The sequence below is a fragment of the Bradyrhizobium sp. IC3123 genome, from assembly GCF_020193625.1.
Classification (GTDB): Bacteria; Pseudomonadota; Alphaproteobacteria; order Rhizobiales; family Xanthobacteraceae; genus Bradyrhizobium; species Bradyrhizobium yuanmingense.
On sequence record NZ_JADYVF010000003.1, the window covers coordinates 134104 to 151071 of the forward strand.

18 protein-coding genes are annotated in these 16968 nt (G+C 66.0%); 10 read left to right on the forward strand and 8 right to left on the reverse strand.

Going from position 1 to position 16968, the window contains the following annotated elements; genetic code table 11:
* Positions 1-27: 27 nt before the first annotated feature.
* A complete protein-coding gene (locus I6F20_RS10655) occupies positions 28-609 on the reverse strand; it encodes a TetR/AcrR family transcriptional regulator (protein WP_036007209.1) in 582 nt (193 codons plus the stop codon).
* 85 nt (positions 610-694) lie between these two features.
* Between I6F20_RS10655 and I6F20_RS10660 the strand changes: the two genes are divergently transcribed.
* The 3 genes from I6F20_RS10660 (at position 695) to I6F20_RS10670 (ending at position 3763) form a co-directional block, all read left to right on the forward strand.
* The gene (locus tag I6F20_RS10660; protein ID WP_225112095.1) at positions 695-1435 is read left to right on the forward strand and encodes a crotonase/enoyl-CoA hydratase family protein; all 741 of its coding nucleotides are present in this window, start codon (positions 695-697) and stop codon (positions 1433-1435) included.
* Positions 1436-1519: 84 nt separating this feature from the next.
* Entirely contained in the window at positions 1520-2155 is a 636-nt protein-coding gene (upp, locus tag I6F20_RS10665) for a uracil phosphoribosyltransferase (RefSeq protein ID WP_036007202.1), read from the forward strand.
* A 33-nt stretch (positions 2156-2188) separates the two neighbouring features.
* Complete coding sequence (locus I6F20_RS10670) at positions 2189-3763, forward strand: AMP-binding protein (protein ID WP_225126651.1); 1575 nt, start codon at positions 2189-2191, stop codon at positions 3761-3763.
* Between the two features lie 6 nt (positions 3764-3769).
* Here I6F20_RS10670 and I6F20_RS10675 read toward each other — a convergent pair whose 3' ends face one another.
* Positions 3770-4936, reverse strand: coding sequence for an acyl-CoA dehydrogenase family protein (locus I6F20_RS10675; RefSeq protein ID WP_060735112.1), 1167 nt, complete (start codon positions 4934-4936; stop codon positions 3770-3772).
* Between the two features lie 96 nt (positions 4937-5032).
* Between I6F20_RS10675 and I6F20_RS10680 the strand changes: the two genes are divergently transcribed.
* Both I6F20_RS10680 and I6F20_RS10685 read left to right on the forward strand, forming a co-directional pair.
* Positions 5033-5536: a MaoC family dehydratase gene (locus tag I6F20_RS10680; protein WP_346275790.1), complete on the forward strand. Its 504-nt coding sequence runs from the start codon at positions 5033-5035 to the stop codon at positions 5534-5536.
* Positions 5536-6387 (forward strand): HpcH/HpaI aldolase/citrate lyase family protein, encoded by an 852-nt coding sequence (locus tag I6F20_RS10685; RefSeq protein ID WP_225126117.1) that lies wholly within the window; start codon positions 5536-5538, stop codon positions 6385-6387. The genes I6F20_RS10680 and I6F20_RS10685 overlap by 1 nt, the downstream gene beginning before the upstream one ends.
* A gap of 31 nt (positions 6388-6418) precedes the next feature.
* On the opposite strand, the gene I6F20_RS10690 is transcribed toward I6F20_RS10685, so the two are convergent.
* Entirely contained in the window at positions 6419-6823 is a 405-nt protein-coding gene (locus I6F20_RS10690) for a hypothetical protein (protein WP_225112093.1), read from the reverse strand.
* A gap of 265 nt (positions 6824-7088) precedes the next feature.
* On the opposite strand from I6F20_RS10690, the gene I6F20_RS10695 reads away from it, so the two are divergent.
* Positions 7089-7307: a hypothetical protein gene (locus I6F20_RS10695; protein ID WP_036007194.1), complete on the forward strand. Its 219-nt coding sequence runs from the start codon at positions 7089-7091 to the stop codon at positions 7305-7307.
* Complete coding sequence (locus I6F20_RS10700) at positions 7304-7480, forward strand: hypothetical protein (protein WP_172786903.1); 177 nt, start codon at positions 7304-7306, stop codon at positions 7478-7480. The genes I6F20_RS10695 and I6F20_RS10700 overlap by 4 nt, the downstream gene beginning before the upstream one ends.
* Positions 7481-7750: 270 nt before the next feature.
* Here I6F20_RS10700 and I6F20_RS10705 read toward each other — a convergent pair whose 3' ends face one another.
* From I6F20_RS10705 to I6F20_RS10720, 4 genes are all read right to left on the reverse strand, one after another.
* Positions 7751-8857 (reverse strand): trypsin-like peptidase domain-containing protein, encoded by a 1107-nt coding sequence (locus I6F20_RS10705; RefSeq protein WP_518513055.1) that lies wholly within the window; start codon positions 8855-8857, stop codon positions 7751-7753.
* Positions 8858-9021: 164 nt separating this feature from the next.
* Complete coding sequence (locus I6F20_RS10710; RefSeq protein WP_074447551.1) at positions 9022-9357, reverse strand: hypothetical protein; 336 nt, start codon at positions 9355-9357, stop codon at positions 9022-9024.
* Between the two features lie 87 nt (positions 9358-9444).
* Positions 9445-9936 (reverse strand): Hsp20/alpha crystallin family protein, encoded by a 492-nt coding sequence (locus I6F20_RS10715; protein WP_225126118.1) that lies wholly within the window; start codon positions 9934-9936, stop codon positions 9445-9447.
* A 77-nt stretch (positions 9937-10013) separates the two neighbouring features.
* Positions 10014-10475, reverse strand: coding sequence for an Hsp20 family protein (locus tag I6F20_RS10720; RefSeq protein WP_225112090.1), 462 nt, complete (start codon positions 10473-10475; stop codon positions 10014-10016).
* A gap of 309 nt (positions 10476-10784) precedes the next feature.
* On the opposite strand from I6F20_RS10720, the gene I6F20_RS10725 reads away from it, so the two are divergent.
* Complete coding sequence (locus tag I6F20_RS10725) at positions 10785-12347, forward strand: glycosyl hydrolase family 79 N-terminal domain-containing protein (RefSeq protein ID WP_225126120.1); 1563 nt, start codon at positions 10785-10787, stop codon at positions 12345-12347.
* Here I6F20_RS10725 and I6F20_RS10730 read toward each other — a convergent pair.
* Positions 12336-13637 carry an MFS transporter gene (locus tag I6F20_RS10730; protein WP_036007173.1) on the reverse strand — a complete coding sequence of 434 codons (1302 nt, stop codon included), beginning with the start codon at positions 13635-13637 and terminating at the stop codon, positions 12336-12338. The two genes, I6F20_RS10725 and I6F20_RS10730, sit on opposite strands and share 12 nt — an antisense overlap.
* A 364-nt stretch (positions 13638-14001) precedes the next feature.
* On the opposite strand from I6F20_RS10730, the gene I6F20_RS10735 reads away from it, so the two are divergent.
* Together I6F20_RS10735 and I6F20_RS10740 are read left to right on the forward strand one after the other, a co-directional pair.
* Positions 14002-15216, forward strand: a complete 1215-nt coding sequence (locus tag I6F20_RS10735) for an ABC transporter substrate-binding protein (protein WP_225126122.1) — start codon at positions 14002-14004, stop codon at positions 15214-15216.
* Between the two features lie 8 nt (positions 15217-15224).
* The gene (locus tag I6F20_RS10740) at positions 15225-16958 is read left to right on the forward strand and encodes an FAD-dependent oxidoreductase (protein WP_225126124.1); all 1734 of its coding nucleotides are present in this window, start codon (positions 15225-15227) and stop codon (positions 16956-16958) included.
* The last annotated feature ends 10 nt before the right edge of the window (positions 16959-16968 follow it).

Genomic DNA, 16968 nt, shown 5'->3' on the forward strand with positions numbered 1-16968 from the left:
CGTGATGATCTTTCGCGGCCTCAGCGGCTAGCTCCTCACCTCCGCCTCGATCAGTCGCGCCAGCTCCGACGCGGTGACCTCGATCGGCCGGCCGCTGCGCTCGACGCGGGCCTGGATCAGCGCGCCCTGGAGCGCCGACGTGCAGAGCACCGCCAGCGCCTCCGCCCGCGGCCTGGCAAACCCGTCGGCGACGAGCTTGTCACGCAGGATCGATAGCCGTGCCGCATAGGCCTTGCGACCGGCCTCCGACACGGCGCGCTCGCGCGGCGCCAGCTCGAGCAGCACGGTCGTGATCGGGCAGCCATTGCGGAAGCCGGAGCCCTGCATCCAGCCTGCCAGCAGTCTGGCGTGGGCGCGCAAGAGCTCGCCGGTCGAGCCGCACTCTGCCGCGAGCTCGGCGACCGTCGCCGCGACGCGGCGGCCCGCCTCCTCCACCGCCGCCACCGCGATCGAGGATTTTCCGTCCGGAAAGTAATGATAGAGCGACCCCTTCGGCGCGCCGCTGACGTCGACGATGTCGTTGAGGCCGGTGCGGGCAAATCCCTGGCGGCGGAATAGCGTCACCGCGGCATTGATGATGGGCTGACGGTGCTTCGGCACGGCCGGCATGGCACTCTCCTCCGCTCGGAAATTATATTGATTGGTCTACATCAGCCTCCGACAGTCAAGGCATGACAATGACGGAGAGAGGCAGATGCCTGAGAGAGTGACCTATGAACTGAACGACGGCGTGGCGCGGATCGGGCTCGACGACGGCAAGGTCAACGTGATGTCGGCCGCGATGCTGGGCGAGATCGGCGCCGCCTTCGACCGCGCCGAGACGGAGGCGGAGATCGTGGTGCTGCGCTCGGGCCGGCCAGGCATCTTTTCCGCGGGCTTCGATCTGAAAGTGTTCGCCTCGGGCGATGCTGCCAAGAGCCTGGAGATGGTCCGGGCCGGCGCCGAGCTTGCGCTGCGGCTGATGTCGTTTCCACATCCGACCATCGGCGTGATGGAGGGCCATGCTTACCCGATGGGAACGTTCCTGCTGCTCGCCTGCGACGTCAGGCTGGGCGCGCGCGGACCGCACCGCATGGGGCTGAACGAGGTGGCGATCGGCATCGCGCCTCCCAGCTTTGCCATCGAGCTCGCGCGCAGCCGGCTGCATCCGGCCTGGCTCAGCCGTACCGTCACGCTTGGCGAGATGTACGAACCCGGGGAGGCGCAGACGGCCGGCTTTCTCGATCGCGTGGTTACACCTGAGATGGTCGACGCCACGATCGAGACGATCATCACCGGCCTGCGCGCCATCCACAAGCCGTCGCATGCCACGGCAAAGCGGCGCCTGCGCCGGGGAGCCATGGACGCCATGCGCGCGGCGATCGATCGCGAGCTGACCATGGCTGCCTATGAGGCAAGCAACCGCGCGCGCAGCGCAGTCGCGCTGCCCGGTTGAGGTCGGCTATCCCGCGGAAAAGGCGTTGCCTAAAACTACCTGGCCGATCTGGCGCAGTTTCACGGAACCGTGTAGAGCGGTTTCATGAGCACAGGCAATGTCAACGTCGTCGCCCACCCCCTGGTCCAGCACAAGCTCTCCCTGATGCGGGAGAAGGACCGCTCGACCAAGAGCTTTCGCGAGATCCTGAACGAGATCGGGATGCTGCTGGCCTACGAGGTGACGCGCGACCTGCCGCTGGAGCTGGTGGACATCGAGACGCCGATCGCGCCGATGCAGGCACCCAAGATCGCCGGCAAGAAGCTCACGCTGGCGCCGATCCTGCGCGCCGGCGTCGGCTTTCTCGACGGCATGCTGGCGCTGATGCCTTCGGCGCGCATCGCCCATATCGGGCTCTACCGCGACCCCGAGACGTTGCAGGCCGTGGAATATTACTTCAAGGCGCCGCAGGACCTGTCCGACCGCACCGTGATCCTGATGGACCCGATGCTGGCGACCGGCAACTCGGCCTGCGCCGGCGCGTCCCTGCTCAAGGCGCGCGGCGCCCGCGACATCCGCTTCGTCTGCCTCCTGGCCGCGCCTGAAGGCATCGCCAAGTTCCAGAGCGAGCATCCCGATGTGCCGATCTGGACCGCCGCGATCGACGAGCGGCTCAACGACCACGGCTATATCGTGCCGGGCCTGGGCGACGCCGGCGACCGGATGTTCGGCACCAAGTAGACAGGCTTGCGCGACCGGGTTAGTCCGATGGCCATGAGTGCCAACGATTTTTCGCTGCAATCGCTGCTCCGGATCAAGACCGCCGCCGACCCTGCCCTGGTATTCGACGGCAAGGCCGTCGCTCGCGCGGAATTCTCGGCGAAGATCGAGCAGACCGCCGCCTGGCTAGCCGCGCAAGGCATCGGCAAGGGCGACGTCGTTGCGGTCTGGCTGGTCAACCGGGTCGAATGGCTGACACTGCTGTTCGCCGCCGCACGGCTCGGTGCGGTCGCCGCCGCCGTCAACACGCGCTACCGCAGCGCGGAAGTCGCGCACCTGCTCAAGCTGTCAGGCGCGAAGCTCATGGTGGTCGAGGCGGCATTCCGCGCGATCGACTTTGCCGCCATCCTCGCCGATGTCGCCGAGGCCGAGGTGCCCGCGCTGGAACGGCTGGCGGTGGTCGGCGCGGATGCGATCCCCGCACGCTGGCCCTGCGTGCGGTTCGATGCGTTCGAGACGACTTACCCTTCCCCTCCGCCGCGCCAGGATGATGTCGACCTGCCCGTGCTGCTCTACACCACGTCGGGCACGACCAAGGGGCCGAAGCTCGTCGCGCATTCGCAAGCGACGCTGGCGACGCACGCCGCCTCCGTCGCCCACGCGCTCCAGCTCGATCCCCACCGTCATTCGTTGCTGGCGATGCTGCCGTTCTGCGGCACGTTCGGCATGACGAGCCTGCTCGGTTTCCTCGCGAGCGGCGCGACCATTCATGTGCTCGATGCCTTCGACGCAGCGCCGGCGCTGCAGATCCTCAGCACGCAACGGATCACGCATTCCTTCGGTTCGGACGAGATGTTCCGGCGCATCCTCGCCCTCACCGATGCGCCACGCCCGTTTCCGCATCTCGAAGTCTGCGGCTTCGCCGCGTTCCAGCCCGGCTGGCGCGAGCTGGCTGTGGAAGCCGAAGCGCGCGGCATGAAGCTGTTCGGCCTCTACGGTTCGAGCGAGGTGCAGGCGCTGTTCTCGATCGGCCGCCCCAGTGATTCCTTTGCCGATCGGATCGAGGGCGGCGGCTGGCCGATGTCGCCGGAGGCGAAAGTCCGCGTGCGCGATGTCGAGACCGGAGAACACGTGGCCAGCGGCGTCTCCGGCGAGATCGAGATCAGCGCGCCTTCGCGCTTCCTCGGCTACTTCAACAATCCGGAGGCGACGCGCGAGGCGATCACCGCCGACGGCTTCTTCCGGACCGGCGACATCGGCCGGCTGCGCGGCGACGGGTCGTTCGTCTACGAGACTCGCGCCGGCGATGCGATGCGCCTCGGTGGCTTCCTGGTCGCGCCCGGTGAGATCGAGGACGAGCTCAAATCCTGCACCGGTGTCGCCGACGCCCAGGTCGTCGCCATCGATCTCAAGGGGCAGGCGCGCTGCGTCGCCTTCGTGATCCCGACAACGGAGCCGCCCATCCAGGAGACGCTGATCGCGCATCTGCGCGAGCGGCTCGCCGGCTACAAGGTGCCAGCGCGGATCTATGTCGTGGAGGCCTTCCCGGTGACCGACAGTGCCAATGGCGTGAAGATCCAGCGGGCCAGGCTTCGCGCCATGGCAATGGAGCGGATCGCCGCCGAATAGATTCGCTCAGTACGACTTCGCGAGCCCCAGCACCTTTTCCGCGATGAAGCTGAGCGCGAGTTGCGGGCTGACCGGCGCGATGCGCGGGATCAGCACCTCGCGCAAATAGCGCTCGACGTGGAATTCCTTGGCGTAGCCGAAGCCGCCATGGGTCATCACCGCCTGTTCGCAGGCCGAGAAGCCCGCTTCGCCCGCCAGATACTTTGCGGCATTGGCCGCGGCGCCGCAGGGCATGCCCTTGTCGTATTGCCAGGCCGCCGACATCACCATCAGCCAGGCCGCTTCCAATTCGACCCAGTTCACCGCGAGCGGATGCTGGATGCCCTGGTTCTTGCCGATCGGACGATTGAACACGACACGCGTCTTGGCGTATTCGGTCGCGCGCGACAGCGCGAGCTTGCCGAGACCGACCGCCTCGGCCGCGATGAGAATGCGCTCCGGATTCATGCCTTCGAGGATGTACTCGAAGCCTTTGCCCTCCTCGCCGATGCGGTCCTCCATCGGGATCTCGAAATCCTCGAAGAACAGCTCGTTGGAATCGACGATCTTGCGGCCCATCTTCTCGATCTCGTGGACCTTGATCCTGTTGCGGTCGAAATCGGTGTAGAACAGGCTGAGACCGTGGGTGGGCGAGCGCACTTCCTCCAGCGGCGTAGTGCGCGCCAGCAGCAAAATCTTGTGCGCGACCTGCGCGGTCGAGATCCACACCTTCTGGCCATTGACGATGTAGCGGTCGTTCTTGGCGACCGCGCGGGTCTTGAGCTGGGTGGTGTTGAGGCCGGTGTTCGGCTCGGTGACGGCGAAGCACGCCTTCTCGCGGCCCTCGACCATCGGCGGCAGCATGCGCCTGCGCTGCTCCTCGGTGCCGAATACGACGACGGGGTTGAGCCCGAACACGTTGATATGCACCGCCGAGGCACCGGACATGCCGGCGCCCGACTCGGCGATGGTGCGCATCATGATCGCAGCTTCCGTGATGCCGAGCCCGGAGCCGCCATATTCCTCGGGCACGCAGATGCCGAGCCAGCCCGCGTCCGCCAGCGCCTTGTGGAAGTCGTGCGGGAAACCGCCGTCGTGGTCCTTCTTCAGCCAATAGGCGTCGGGAAAGCCTTCGCAGATCTTGGCGATGGCGTCGCGAATGGCTTCCTGCTGATCGGTGAGCGCGAAATCCATGGTCTTGATCTCCCTTCGCCAAGCGTTCTTTAGCTCGAAAAACTGCATGCAGATACGTGAATTTGCCCGCGAAGTGTGTCTACCATGCATGGGGTCATGCGGCGCGACGCTGCGCGCGCGCCGTTATTTCGCAGGGAGGAAACCGCGATGGCCGGACTATATTTCGAGGACTTTGCCGTGGGCCAGGAGTTCAGGCATCCGCTGACCCGGACCGTCACGGAGATGGACAACACCATGTTCAGCCTGCTGACGCTCAACCCGCAGCCGCTGCACATCGACGCGCATTTCGCCGAGAAGACCGAGTTCGGCCAGCGCATTTTCAACAGCCTATACACCCTCGGCATCATGATCGGCATGACGGTGTATGATACGACCTTAGGGACTACCGTCGCCAATCTCGGCATGACCGACGTCACCTTTCCGAAGCCGGTCTTCCATGGCGACACGTTGCGGGCCACGACAAAGGTGCTCTCTGTGCGGGAATCCAGATCGCGGCCCAAGGCCGGTATCGTCGAGTTCGAGCATCATGCCCTGAACCAGAACGACGAGATTGTCGGCAAATGCCGCCGCATGGCGATGATGCACAAGAGGCCGGTCTGATGCGTTCGATGCTGTTCGTGCCGGGCGATTCCCGGCGCAAATTCGAGAAGGCGAGCGAAGGCAAGGCCGACGCGCTGATCATCGATCTCGAGGATTCCGTCGTCACCGAGAAGAAGGCGGAGGCGCGTGAGCTGACGCTCTCGATGCTGAAGAGCCGCCCCGGCCCGCATCAGCTCTATGTCCGCGTCAACGCGCTCGACACCGGCATGACGCTGGCCGATCTCGCCGCCATCATGCCGGGCAGGCCTGATGGCATCGTGCTGCCGAAATCGCAAGGCGGCGACGACGTGCGTCAGGTCGCGACCTGGCTCGAAGCTTTGGAAGCCGCCTCCGGCATCGCGATCGGCGCGACCCGCATCGTCTGCGTCGCGACGGAGACCGCCGGCTCGATCTTCGGGCTCGGCAGCTACAAGGGCAGCTCCCCTCGCCTCGCCGGACTGATGTGGGGCGCGGAAGATCTCTCCGCCTCGCTCGGCGCTACCGAGAAGGCGAGCGGCGGCGTGTTCCACAGCCCCTATCGCCTGGCGCGGGATCTCTGCCTGATCGCGGCGGCAGCCGCCGAGGTCGCGCCGATCGACACTGTTTACACCGACATCGACAATCTCGCCGGCCTCGAGCAGGAGACGCGTGCCGCGCGGCGCGACGGTTTTTCGGCCAAGGCGCTGATCCACCCCAAGCATGTCGACATCGTCAACGCGGCCTTCGCGCCGACGGAGGCCGAGCGCGCCTGGGCGGAGAAGGTGATCGCGGCGTTCGCGAGCAATCCCAATTCCGGCACGTTGCGGCTCGACGGTCAGATGATCGACAAGCCGCACCTTCGCGCGGCGATGAAGATTCTCGGCCAGTCCTAGAGCGGGACGCAAGCCGGGCCGGCTGCCGGCCTCAGTCGAACCCCTGAACGGGCGGTGCCGGGGAATGCGCCGGCGCGGCAGGCGCGGCTTGAACCGGGGGAGCCTGGACCGGCGGCGGGGCCGGATTGCCGGCAGCTCTCATCTGGCCGTTGGCGGCCATCGCCTCGCGCGTGCGCGACGGGCTGCCGGTCGCGGCGGCGCGACGCGGCGGCGGCTGCCGGTGCCTGGCCGACTGCGAGCCTCTCAGGCCCCAGGACCGGGCGATCGAAGGTCCGGCCGTGTAGCCGATCAAGGCGCCGGCGACCGCACCCACCGGCCCAAGCACGACCGCACCCGAGACCGCGCCGAGCGCCGCATCGCCCGCGCGCTCCTGCGCGAGCGCGCCCGCGGGCACGCAGGCCAACATTGCGACAGCAGTGATCAGTGCCTTGTTCATCGGAGCGCCTCCCTCGCGACAGATCACTCCTGCTCAAATATGGCCACACGAGGTTCCCTTGCCGGCCAACAAAAGGCAATCGCGCCCGGAACCCGGGCGTCCGGACAGCTCGATCGGCCGACCATCGATCTCCAGGAGCCGGCAACGAGGACAGGCGCGCCAACATCTTGACACCGCTTAGCCGCTGAATATTTTTTCGCCGAGAAGAGATCTTCTCATCCTCGCAAAACCAAAGGATCTAACGCGACCGTCTGGAGAGACGACGATGCTCGATGAGAATTTGGCCCGCATTCGTGCGCACCGCAACAACATCCACCGCTACCGGCGCCTGCTGAAGACCAGGCTGTCGCAGCTCGAGCGCCAATTCATCGAGAGGCGACTTGCCGAAGAGCGATCGGCGCTCGATGGCCTGACCGCCAGCACCTTTCCCGTCGGCTTCCGCGCCGCCGAAGCGCCGGCGAACGCGTTGGGGATGGCCCAATGAACAGCCAACGCGATCTGCTGATCCGCGGCAGCGAGAAGGTCATCGGCCATTACGAGCTGCTTCTTGCCAGCGCCAAGAGCGAGCATGAGCGCGAGCTCTATCGCCAGCGCATCGAACGCGAGCGGCGGCTGATCCGGGACCTGCAAGGCGAATGGGATCACCGCGCGGCCTGAGCTGGGAGATCACGCCTCCCGGGCTATCGCACATGAGATGTGGCTATGTGCACCGACTGTCTCCACAGCGTCATGGCCGGGCTTGTCCCGGCCATCCACGCCTTTCCACGCAGCACAAAGAACGTGGATGCCCGGGCCTTCGCCGCGCCGAAGCGGCTTCGGCCGCGCAGGCGGGACAAGCCCGGGCGTGACGACCTCCGCAAAATTCAAATGCCATAGCCCTGCCATCGCAGGACGAACCGCTAGCGCGGTTCGTCCTGCGCATTCGTTTCAGCGGACGAGGCGGTTGGGGCCTGCGAGCGCGCTGCTCGTGCCGGCTGCGGGCGCCACTCTCACCGTGGCGGTGAGCGGCGCACCGTTGCGCAGCAGCGAGAGCTTCACGTCCTCGCCGATCCGCGCCAGGCCGATCGTGTTGCGGAGCTGGGCGGCCGTGCGGATCGGGCGGTCGTCGGCGCCGGTCACGACATCGCCCTTGCGCAGGCCGGCCTTCTCTGCGGGCGAATCCGCCGCGATCTCGGCGATGACGGCGCCCTGATTCAATCCCTTGTTGACCGACGGATGCAGGTCCTTCAGCGAAATGCCGATGCGGCCGCGCTCGACCCGGCCGCTCACGATGATCTGCTCCATCACCTTGCGCGCCATGTTGACCGGAATGGCAAAGCCGATGCCGACATTGCCGCCCGCGGGCGAGATGATCGCCGAGTTGATGCCGACGAGCTCGCCGCGCAGGCTGACCAGCGCGCCGCCGGAATTGCCGGGATTGATCGCCGCGTCGGTCTGAATGAAATCCTCATAGCCCTGCTTGCCGAGGCCGGTGCGGCCCAGCGCGCTGACGAGCCCTGAGGTCACGGTCTGGCCGAGGCCGAAGGGATTGCCGATCGCGAGGACGAAATCGCCGACATCGAGCCCGTCGCTGTCGCCGAAGGCAAGCGCCTTGAGCCCGACCGGGTTCTGAACCTGGAGCACCGCGACATCCGTGGGCGGATCACGGCCGATGACCTTGGCGGAAAACTGCCGGCCGTCCTTGGTCGTGATCTGAACGGCGGATGTGCCCTCGACCACGTGATTGTTGGTCAGCACATAGCCGCGCTGGGCGTCGACGATCACCCCGGAGCCGGTCGCATTGACCTCCTTCTCGATCTGCCGGGGAACGTCGAAGAACTCGCGAAACAGCGGATCGCGATAGAGCGGGTTGTCCTCGCGCACGCGGCCGTGCACGGAGATGTTGACCACGGCGGGCGTCACCTGGCGCACCAGCGGAGCCAGGGTCGGCACCGGGCCGCCGGTCTTCACATCCGGGATCTGGCCGGCGGCAGGCTGCGACGCCGTCGGCGTCAGCATCAGCAAGGCCAGGAACAGCAGACGCACAGCATTCATCATCGTCACCCTGCCGCGTTGTGTTGTGAGGATAGTCGGAACCTTGCTGCTTCAGCCTTCGTCGCCTGACGCGACGATCAAGCCCTGGAAGGCCAGAAGCGGGACGGTCCAGGCTGCCGCGGCCTGACCGAGCAGCACGAGAGCGAGGACGGTGGGCGTGACTATCATGCCGCCTGCCCTTCTGCGGCGGCCCATGGCCGCCGCAGCCGCATCGGCACGCCGCCGCCCCGCGGCGGATCATCATTGTCATTGTCGCCGTCGAGCTTGCGCAAGGCGGCCAGAATGTCGGCGAGCCGGACCGTGTGGCTCATGCCGGGAATCTCGCGCAAGGCGGGACAGGATTCGACCGCATACATGTCCGATGCCCAGGACGACAGGATGACGCGCTTCTCGGGCGACGAGAGCTCCTCCGCATTCAGGACGTCGGCAGGCGAGTCGTAATGGGCGGCAGGATGAAACAGCGGATTGAGAGTGCCGGAACTGGTATTCACGTTGGTCATCGATGGGTCTCCCACATGCTCCTTTCCAGGGGGACGGCTTGTTGACGATGAGACGGCGGCGCCACATCGCCGCCGTCTCACCTGACTTTAATGCGTATTGATCGCGATGCGCTTGACGCCTTCGCGCGCCTTCTCCGATTTCGGCAGCGACACGGTCAGGACGCCGTTCTTGAACGATGCCTCGGCCTTGTCCTCCTCGACACCCTCCAGCGGAATCTGCCGCTCGAAGGCGCCGTAATAGCGCTCGGTGAAGAACTTGCCTTCGCCGTTGCGCTCCGCCTTCTTCTCGCCGCGGACGGTCAGCACGCCATTGGCGATCTCGACCTGAACGTCCTTCTCCGTCAGGCCGGGAAGCTCGGCCGAGACGGTCAGCGTCTTGTCGGTCTCGCTGAGCTCGACCTTCGGCCAGCCGAAACGGCCCTCCATCAGCGGCGACAGGCTGGTCGCCCCGAAGCCGCGGAAGACATCGTCGAACAGACGGTTCATCTCGCGGTGAAGCGTCAGGAACGGATCGAAATTGTCGCGCGCCGGCGCAAGCTCCTGGTTCTTCGACCAGGGAATGAGATCACGAAAAGCCATGGTACCCTCCTTCATGCATCGGAAAGCGCGGCCCGCGCACGCGCGCGCCGCGTTCCGCTACCTGTTCGATCGAGCGCTCAGGCTGCTTTCTTCTGCTCGATCTGCGTTGCCGCAGGAGCGCCGCCCGCGATCGGAATGCGGCGCGGCTTCATGGCTTCCGGAACCTCGCGGACGAGGTCGATGATCAGGAGCCCGTCCTGGAACGAGGCCTGCTTCACCTGGACGTAATCGGCGAGGTTGAACACGCGCCGGAACGGACGCGCGGCAATGCCCTGGTACAAATATTCCCGCGCGGCGGTCTCGGGCTTCCTGCCCTCGATGGTGAGCGCGTTCTGTTCGGCCGTCACGGTGATGTCGCTGACGCCGAAGCCTGCCACCGCAAGGCTGATCCGGTAGTGGTCTTCGCCGGAACGCTCGATGTTGTAGGGGGGATAATTGTCCTCGGTCGCCTGGCGCAGCGTGCTGTCGACGAGGTCGGCCAGGTGGTCGAAGCCGATGGTGGAGCGCCACAGCGGCGCAAAGTCAAAGCTGGTCCTCATAACCAAGTCCTCCAAAGAGCAAGATGGATACGAAGGAGCGCAAGGCGGGATTTCAGACGGGTCCGAAAGACCAACCCGGCGCCCGTGCCGGACCCGGTTGGCATCCGACACACCGCTCTCGCGGCGAAAAACGACTTAGAAAACCGCAAACCGGTTTCAAGAGGGGCCAACGGATTTTTTTCGACCCCATCGATGGTCCGCCGAGCCCGGACGCACTCGGCGGCAACGGCAAGGTAAAAAAGGGGTAAAATGGGCGGGTCGAGGGTAAGGCCAGGTTGCCTCCGCGCGTCTGGCCCCGGGGCAACGCGCATGACGAACCAGGCGGCTGCACACCGCAGACCAGGGACCCGACCGCGTCCGGCCGGTCGCACGGCCGGCGCGATTGCCCTGCTGGCCGTCGCAACCGCCTTTGCGGCGCAGGCCGATGACATTGCCATCTCGCCTGCTGGGCTAAAGACGCTCGGAACGATCGATGCGCGCTTTCAATCCTACAACATCGAGATGGTGGAGGTGACCGGCGGACGGTTCTGGAAGCCTTATCCGCGAACCGCACGTGCCTTCGACGAACGGGATCGTTACAGCGCGCGGCCGCCGATCGATCTTGCCAATGCGCGACTGCGCCTGCTCGCCGCGGCGTTGTCGCCGGCCTATCTGCGCGTGAGCGGCACCTGGGCCAATGCGACGTTCTTTGCCGAGGCGCCGGGAGCCCCACCGCCGGGATTCAACACGGTGCTCAGCCGAGCGCAGTGGCGCGGCGTCGTGGAGTTCGCGCATGCGGTCGATGCGGAGATCGTCACCTCCTTTGCGATCAGTCCCGGCAGCCGCGATGACCACGGCATATGGAAGCCGGATCAGGCGCAGCAGCTGGTCGACACCACGCGCGCTCTGGGTGGGCGCATCGCCGCCGCCGAATTCATGAACGAGCCGACGCTCGCAGCGACGGGCGGTGCACCGGCGGGCTATGACGCGGCCGCGTATGGCCGCGACTTCAAGGTCTTTCGCGAGTGGATGCGGCGCGCCGCACCGGAGACGCTGATCCTCGGTCCCGGCTCGGTCGGCGATGCACCATCGCCGTCCGGAGCGGGGCTCACCACGCGGGACCTGCTTGCCGCATCCGGTCCCGGCGTCGATCGATTTTCCTATCACCATTACAACACGATCTCACCGCGCTGCGGCGGGCACGACGATCCGGCGCAGGCCCTCTCGGAGCAATGGCTGGCGCGCACGGATACGACACTCCGGACCTACCAGGCGCTGCGCAACGCATTCGAGCCGGGCAAGCCGATCTGGCTGACCGAGACGGCTGATGCCGCCTGCGGCGGCGGCTTATGGGACCGGACTTTTCTGGACACGTTCCGCTATCTCGACCAGCTCGGACGCCTGGCGAAGGCCGGCGTCCAAGTGGTGATGCACAACACGCTGGCTGCCAGCGATTACGGCCTGCTCGACGAAACAACGTTCCGGCCGCGGCCGAGCTATTGGGCCGCGCTGCTCTGGCGCCGGCTGATGGGAACGATCGTGCTCGACGCAGGCAAACCTGCTGCGCGCGATCTCCATCTTTACGCGCATTGCCACCCAGCCACGACAGGCGCGGTGTCGCTGCTCGCAATCAACACCTCGCGCGGCACATCGCGCACGCTATCGCTGCCGGATTCCGCCAAGCGGTACACGCTGCACGCAGCGCAGTTGCAGGGTACGATTGTGCAGTTGAACGGCAAGAGGCTCACGCTGACCCCTGAGGGCCAGCTGCCCCGGCTCGAGGCACGCGCAGCACCGCCGGGAGCAGTCAGGCTTGCGCCGACGACCATCACCTTCCTGGTGTTTCCGAACGCTGCAAGTCCGGCTTGCTTGTCCCGACGCTCAGGATCTTAGCGGGCCCCGCGCCGTCTCCGGCGCCAGCAGCGTCGCGACGATCGTGATGACCGACAGCGCGACGATGTAGACCGACACCGCCCAGTAGGAGCCGGCCCAAGCCAGCAGCGCAGCCGCGATCAGCGGCGAGAAGCCGCCGCTGAGCGCCGCCGCGACGTTGGCGCCGAGCGAGGCACCGCTGTAGCGCACCTGGGTGCGAAACAGCTCCGGCATGAACGCGGCCTTCGGCCCGAACAGCAGCGCATGGGTGAGCGTCATCGTGACGACGAGCGCAAGCGTGATCAGCGCCGGCTCCCTGGTATCGAGGAACCAGAACAGCGGAAACGCCAACGCCACCGAGAACACGCCGCCGGCCAGATACAGCGCCTTGCGTCCGAAGATGTCGGACAGCCAGCCGGCAAGCGGCAGCGTCGCGAACTCGACGATCGCGGCATAGACCACCGCATCCAGGATCACCTGCCGGGGCAGGCCGAGCTTGGTCGTCGCGTAAACCACCGTGAACACGGTGAGGAGATAAGCGAGCCCGACCTCCGACACCGTGATGCCGATCGCGAGCAGAAAGCTGCGCCAGTCGCGGCGCAGCACTTCGAGGGCCGGCTGCGCCAGCACCTCCTTGCGCTCGACGATCTCCTTGAAGTGAGGCGTCTCGGCGAGCTTGAGCCGCACGATGAAGCCGACGCCGACCAGCAGAATGCTGATCAGGAACGGCACGCGCCAGCCCCAGCTGAGGAAGTCCGCCTCGGGCAGCTTCGTCATCAGGGCGAAGATGCCGGTGGAGGCGGCGACGCCGACGGGGAAGCCGACCTGCACCAGGCTGCCGTAGAAGCCGCGGCGATTGCCGGCGTGCTCGATCACCATCACGACCGCGCCGCTCCACTCGCCCCCGAGCCCGATGCCCTGAACGAAACGGAGGATCACGAGGAGTATCGGCGCCCAGACGCCGATCTGATCGTAGGTCGGCAGGCACCCGATCAGAAAGGTGCCGAGCCCCATCGCGATCATGGTCGCAACCAGCATGGTCTTGCGGCCGAGCCGGTCGCCGTAATGCCCAATGATGGCGCCGCCGATCGGCCGCGCAACGAAGCCGACCGCATAGGTCGAGAATGCCGCGAGCGTGCCGACGAAGGGATCGAAGCTCGGGAAGAACAGCTTGTTGAAGACGAGCGCCGCCGCCGTGCCGTAGATTAGGAAATCGTACCACTCGATCGCGGTGCCGAGCGCACTCGCCCACACCACATGCGCCGTCGTCGATCTTTCCGCGGAAGCGGAGACCCCCGTTGCTGTCGTCATGCCCTGCCCCAAAGGATTCCGGACGGCATCATGGCCAAACCTTGTGACGGCTGCAATCTGTGGAGGTGTTGCCTCCCACAGGATTACGGCGCGGGATTTGTGCGCAGGTCGCGCACCACCCGTCATTGCGAGGAGCCCTTGCGACGAAGCAATCCAGACCGCCTCCGCGGAAAGACTCTGGATTGCTTCGCTTCGCTCGCAATGACGGGTGTGAGGCAGGAGCGCTCCTTAAGGGGCATCACCCGGCCATCGTGGAACCGGCCCGACAGCCGTTATTCGCCATTGACAAACTAATTCGCCATTATCTAATTTGCCTCCACAACGACCCTGCCGCACCAAGCGGCCAAAAAGAGAGGAAACGATAATGAGAGGGCTTCTGGCCTGCGCCGTGCTCGCGGCCATGACTTCGGCTGCCATGACCACAGGTGCCAGCGCGCAAGTGTCCGACGACGCGGTGCGGATCGGCGTGCTGACGGACCTGTCGAGCTGGGGCCGCGACAACTCTGGGCCGGGCTCGGTCGAGGCCGCAAAGATGGCCGTGGAGGAATTCGGGCCGACCGTGCTCGGCAAGCCGATCGAGATCATCAGCGCCGACCACCAGATGAAGACGGACGTCGGCGTTCAGATCGTCCGCGGCTGGTTCGACAACGGCAAGGTCGACGCCGTCGTCGACATCCCCAATTCCGGCATCGCCATCGCCGTGCACAACATGGTGCGCGAGCGGGGCAAGGTCGCGCTGCTCTCCGGTCCCGGCGCGAGCTCGCTGACCGATGAGCTGTGCAGCCCGAACACCGTGCACTTCACCTACGACACCTATGCGCTCTCGAAGGTGACGGCTTCCGCCGTGATCAAGGAAGGCGGCAAGTCCTGGTACTTCATCACCGCGGATTATGCCTTCGGCCATCAACTCGAGAAGGACGCCACGCGCTTCATCAACGAGATGGGCGGCAAGGTGCTCGGCGGCGTCAAGCATCCGACCAACACCGCCGACTTCTCCTCCTTCGCGCTGCAGGCGCAGAGCTCGAAATCCGATGTGGTCGCCTTCGCCAATGCCGGCCAGGACACCGATAACGCCATCAAGCAGTCCGGCGAGTTCGGCCTGGTCCAGGGCGGTCAGAAGCTGGTCGGCCTCTTGATGTTCGACACCGACGTGCACGCCATCGGCCTGAAGGCCGCGCAGGGCACCTATATGACCACGGCGTCCTACTGGGCCATGGACGAGGCCACCCGCGCCTGGTCGAAAAAGTTCTACGAGCGCACCAAGGTGATGCCGACTATGATCCAGACCGGCGTCTACGGCTCGGTGCTGCACTATCTCAAGGCGATCAAGGCGGCCGGCACCGACGATTCCGCCAAGGCGATGGCGAAGATGCGCGAGCTGCCGATCGAGGATATCTTCGTCCATGGCGGCAAGTTGCGCGAGGACGGCCGCGTCATCCGCGACATGTATCTCGCCAAGGTGAAGACCCCCGCGCAGTCCAAGGAGCCGTGGGATTATCTGGACATCGTCAAGACCGTGAAGGGCGATGACGCCTTCCGTCCGGTCTCCGAGTCCAAATGTCCGCTCCTGAAGAAGTGAGGCCCGATATGGCTGGCAACGAGCATGGCACCATGGAGACGTACGAGTGCGACGTGCTCGTGGCCGGATCGGGTTGCTCCGGCATGTCGGCCGCGATCACCGCGCGTCATCGCGGACTCGACGTGCTGATCGTCGAGAAGGAGCAGCGCTTCGGCGGCACCACGGCCCGCTCCGGCGGTTGGCTCTGGATTCCCGGCACCTCGCTGGCGAAGGCGTATGGCATCGAGGAGACGCCCGAGCAGGCCCGCACGTATTTGCGGCACGAGGCCGGCAACAATTACGACGCAGCACGCGTCGATGCCTTTCTGAGCGCCGGCCCTGAAGCTGTCGATTTCTTCACCACCAAGACCGCGCTGCGCTTCGACATGCCGCTGGTGTTTCCCGATTATCACGCGGAAGCGCCCGGCGGCGCCCAGGGCGGCCGCTCCATGGTGACGCGCCCGTTCGACGGCCGCGAGCTCGGCGATCTCATCAAATCGCTCGGCAGGCCGCTGCCCGAGCTCACCGTGTTCGGCATGATGTTGGGAAGCGGCAAGGAGATCATCCACTTCATGCGCGTGACGAAGTCGCTGACCTCGGCGGTCTATGTCGCCAAGCGCCTGACGCGGCATCTCATGGACGTGGTGCGCTATGGCCGCGGCATGACGCTCACCAACGGCAATGCGCTCGCAGGCCGCCTGGCAAAGTCCGCGCTCGACCTCAAGATTCCGATGTGGCTGTCCTCGCCGGTGCGCGAGCTGGCGGTCGAGAACGGCACCGTGACCGGCGCCATCGTCTCGCGCCAGGGACGTGAGGTGCGCGTTCGTGCACGACAGGGCGTCGTGCTCGCCTGCGGCGGCTTTCCCCATGACGTCGAGCGGCGCAAGAAGATGTTCCCGCACGCGCCGACCGGCGTTGAGCATTATTCGCCTGGGCCTGCAGGCAACACCGGCGACGGCCTGCGCCTTGCGGAAGGCGCCGGCGGCCGCATCGAGAACCGCCTGCCGAACGCGGCGGCCTGGGTGCCGGTGTCGCTGACCACGCGCAAGGACGGCTCCAAGGGAGTGATGCCGCACTTTATCGACCGCGCCAAGCCCGGCGTGATCGCGGTGATGCGCGACGGCAGGCGTTTTGCCAATGAGGGCAATTCCTATCACGACTTCGTCCAGGCCATGATCAAGGCGGCCAAGCCCGGCGAGGAGATCGCCGCCTTCCTGGTCTGCGACCACAGGACCTTGCGGAAATACGGCCTCGGCTGCGTGCCGCCGTTTCCGATGCCGCTGGGTCATCATTTGAAGACCGGCTATCTCATGCGCGGCGACACGCTTGAAGCGCTGGCGGCGAAAGCCGGGATCGATGCCAAGGCGTTCGCCGAGACCGTCAAGCAGTTCAATGCGACGGCGCCGCTGGGACAGGACGCCGCCTTCGGCAAGGGCTCGAAGGCCTATAACCGCTACCAGGGCGATGCGCTGCACGGCCCCAACCCCTGCGTCGCGCCGATCGAGAATGGTCCGTTCTATGCCATCAAGATGGTGATCGGCGATCTCGGCACCTATGCCGGCATCGTCACCGACGCGAACGCGCGGGCGCTCGATGCCGAGGGCCGGGTGATTCCCGGCCTCTATGCCGCCGGCAACGACATGGCGAGCATCATGGGCGGCAATTATCCCGGCGCCGGCATCACGCTTGGGCCGGCGCTGACCTTCGGCTACATTGCCGGCCGACATCTTGCCGACAGCGCTGCCAAGCGCGACGCGGCGTAGAGCATGATCC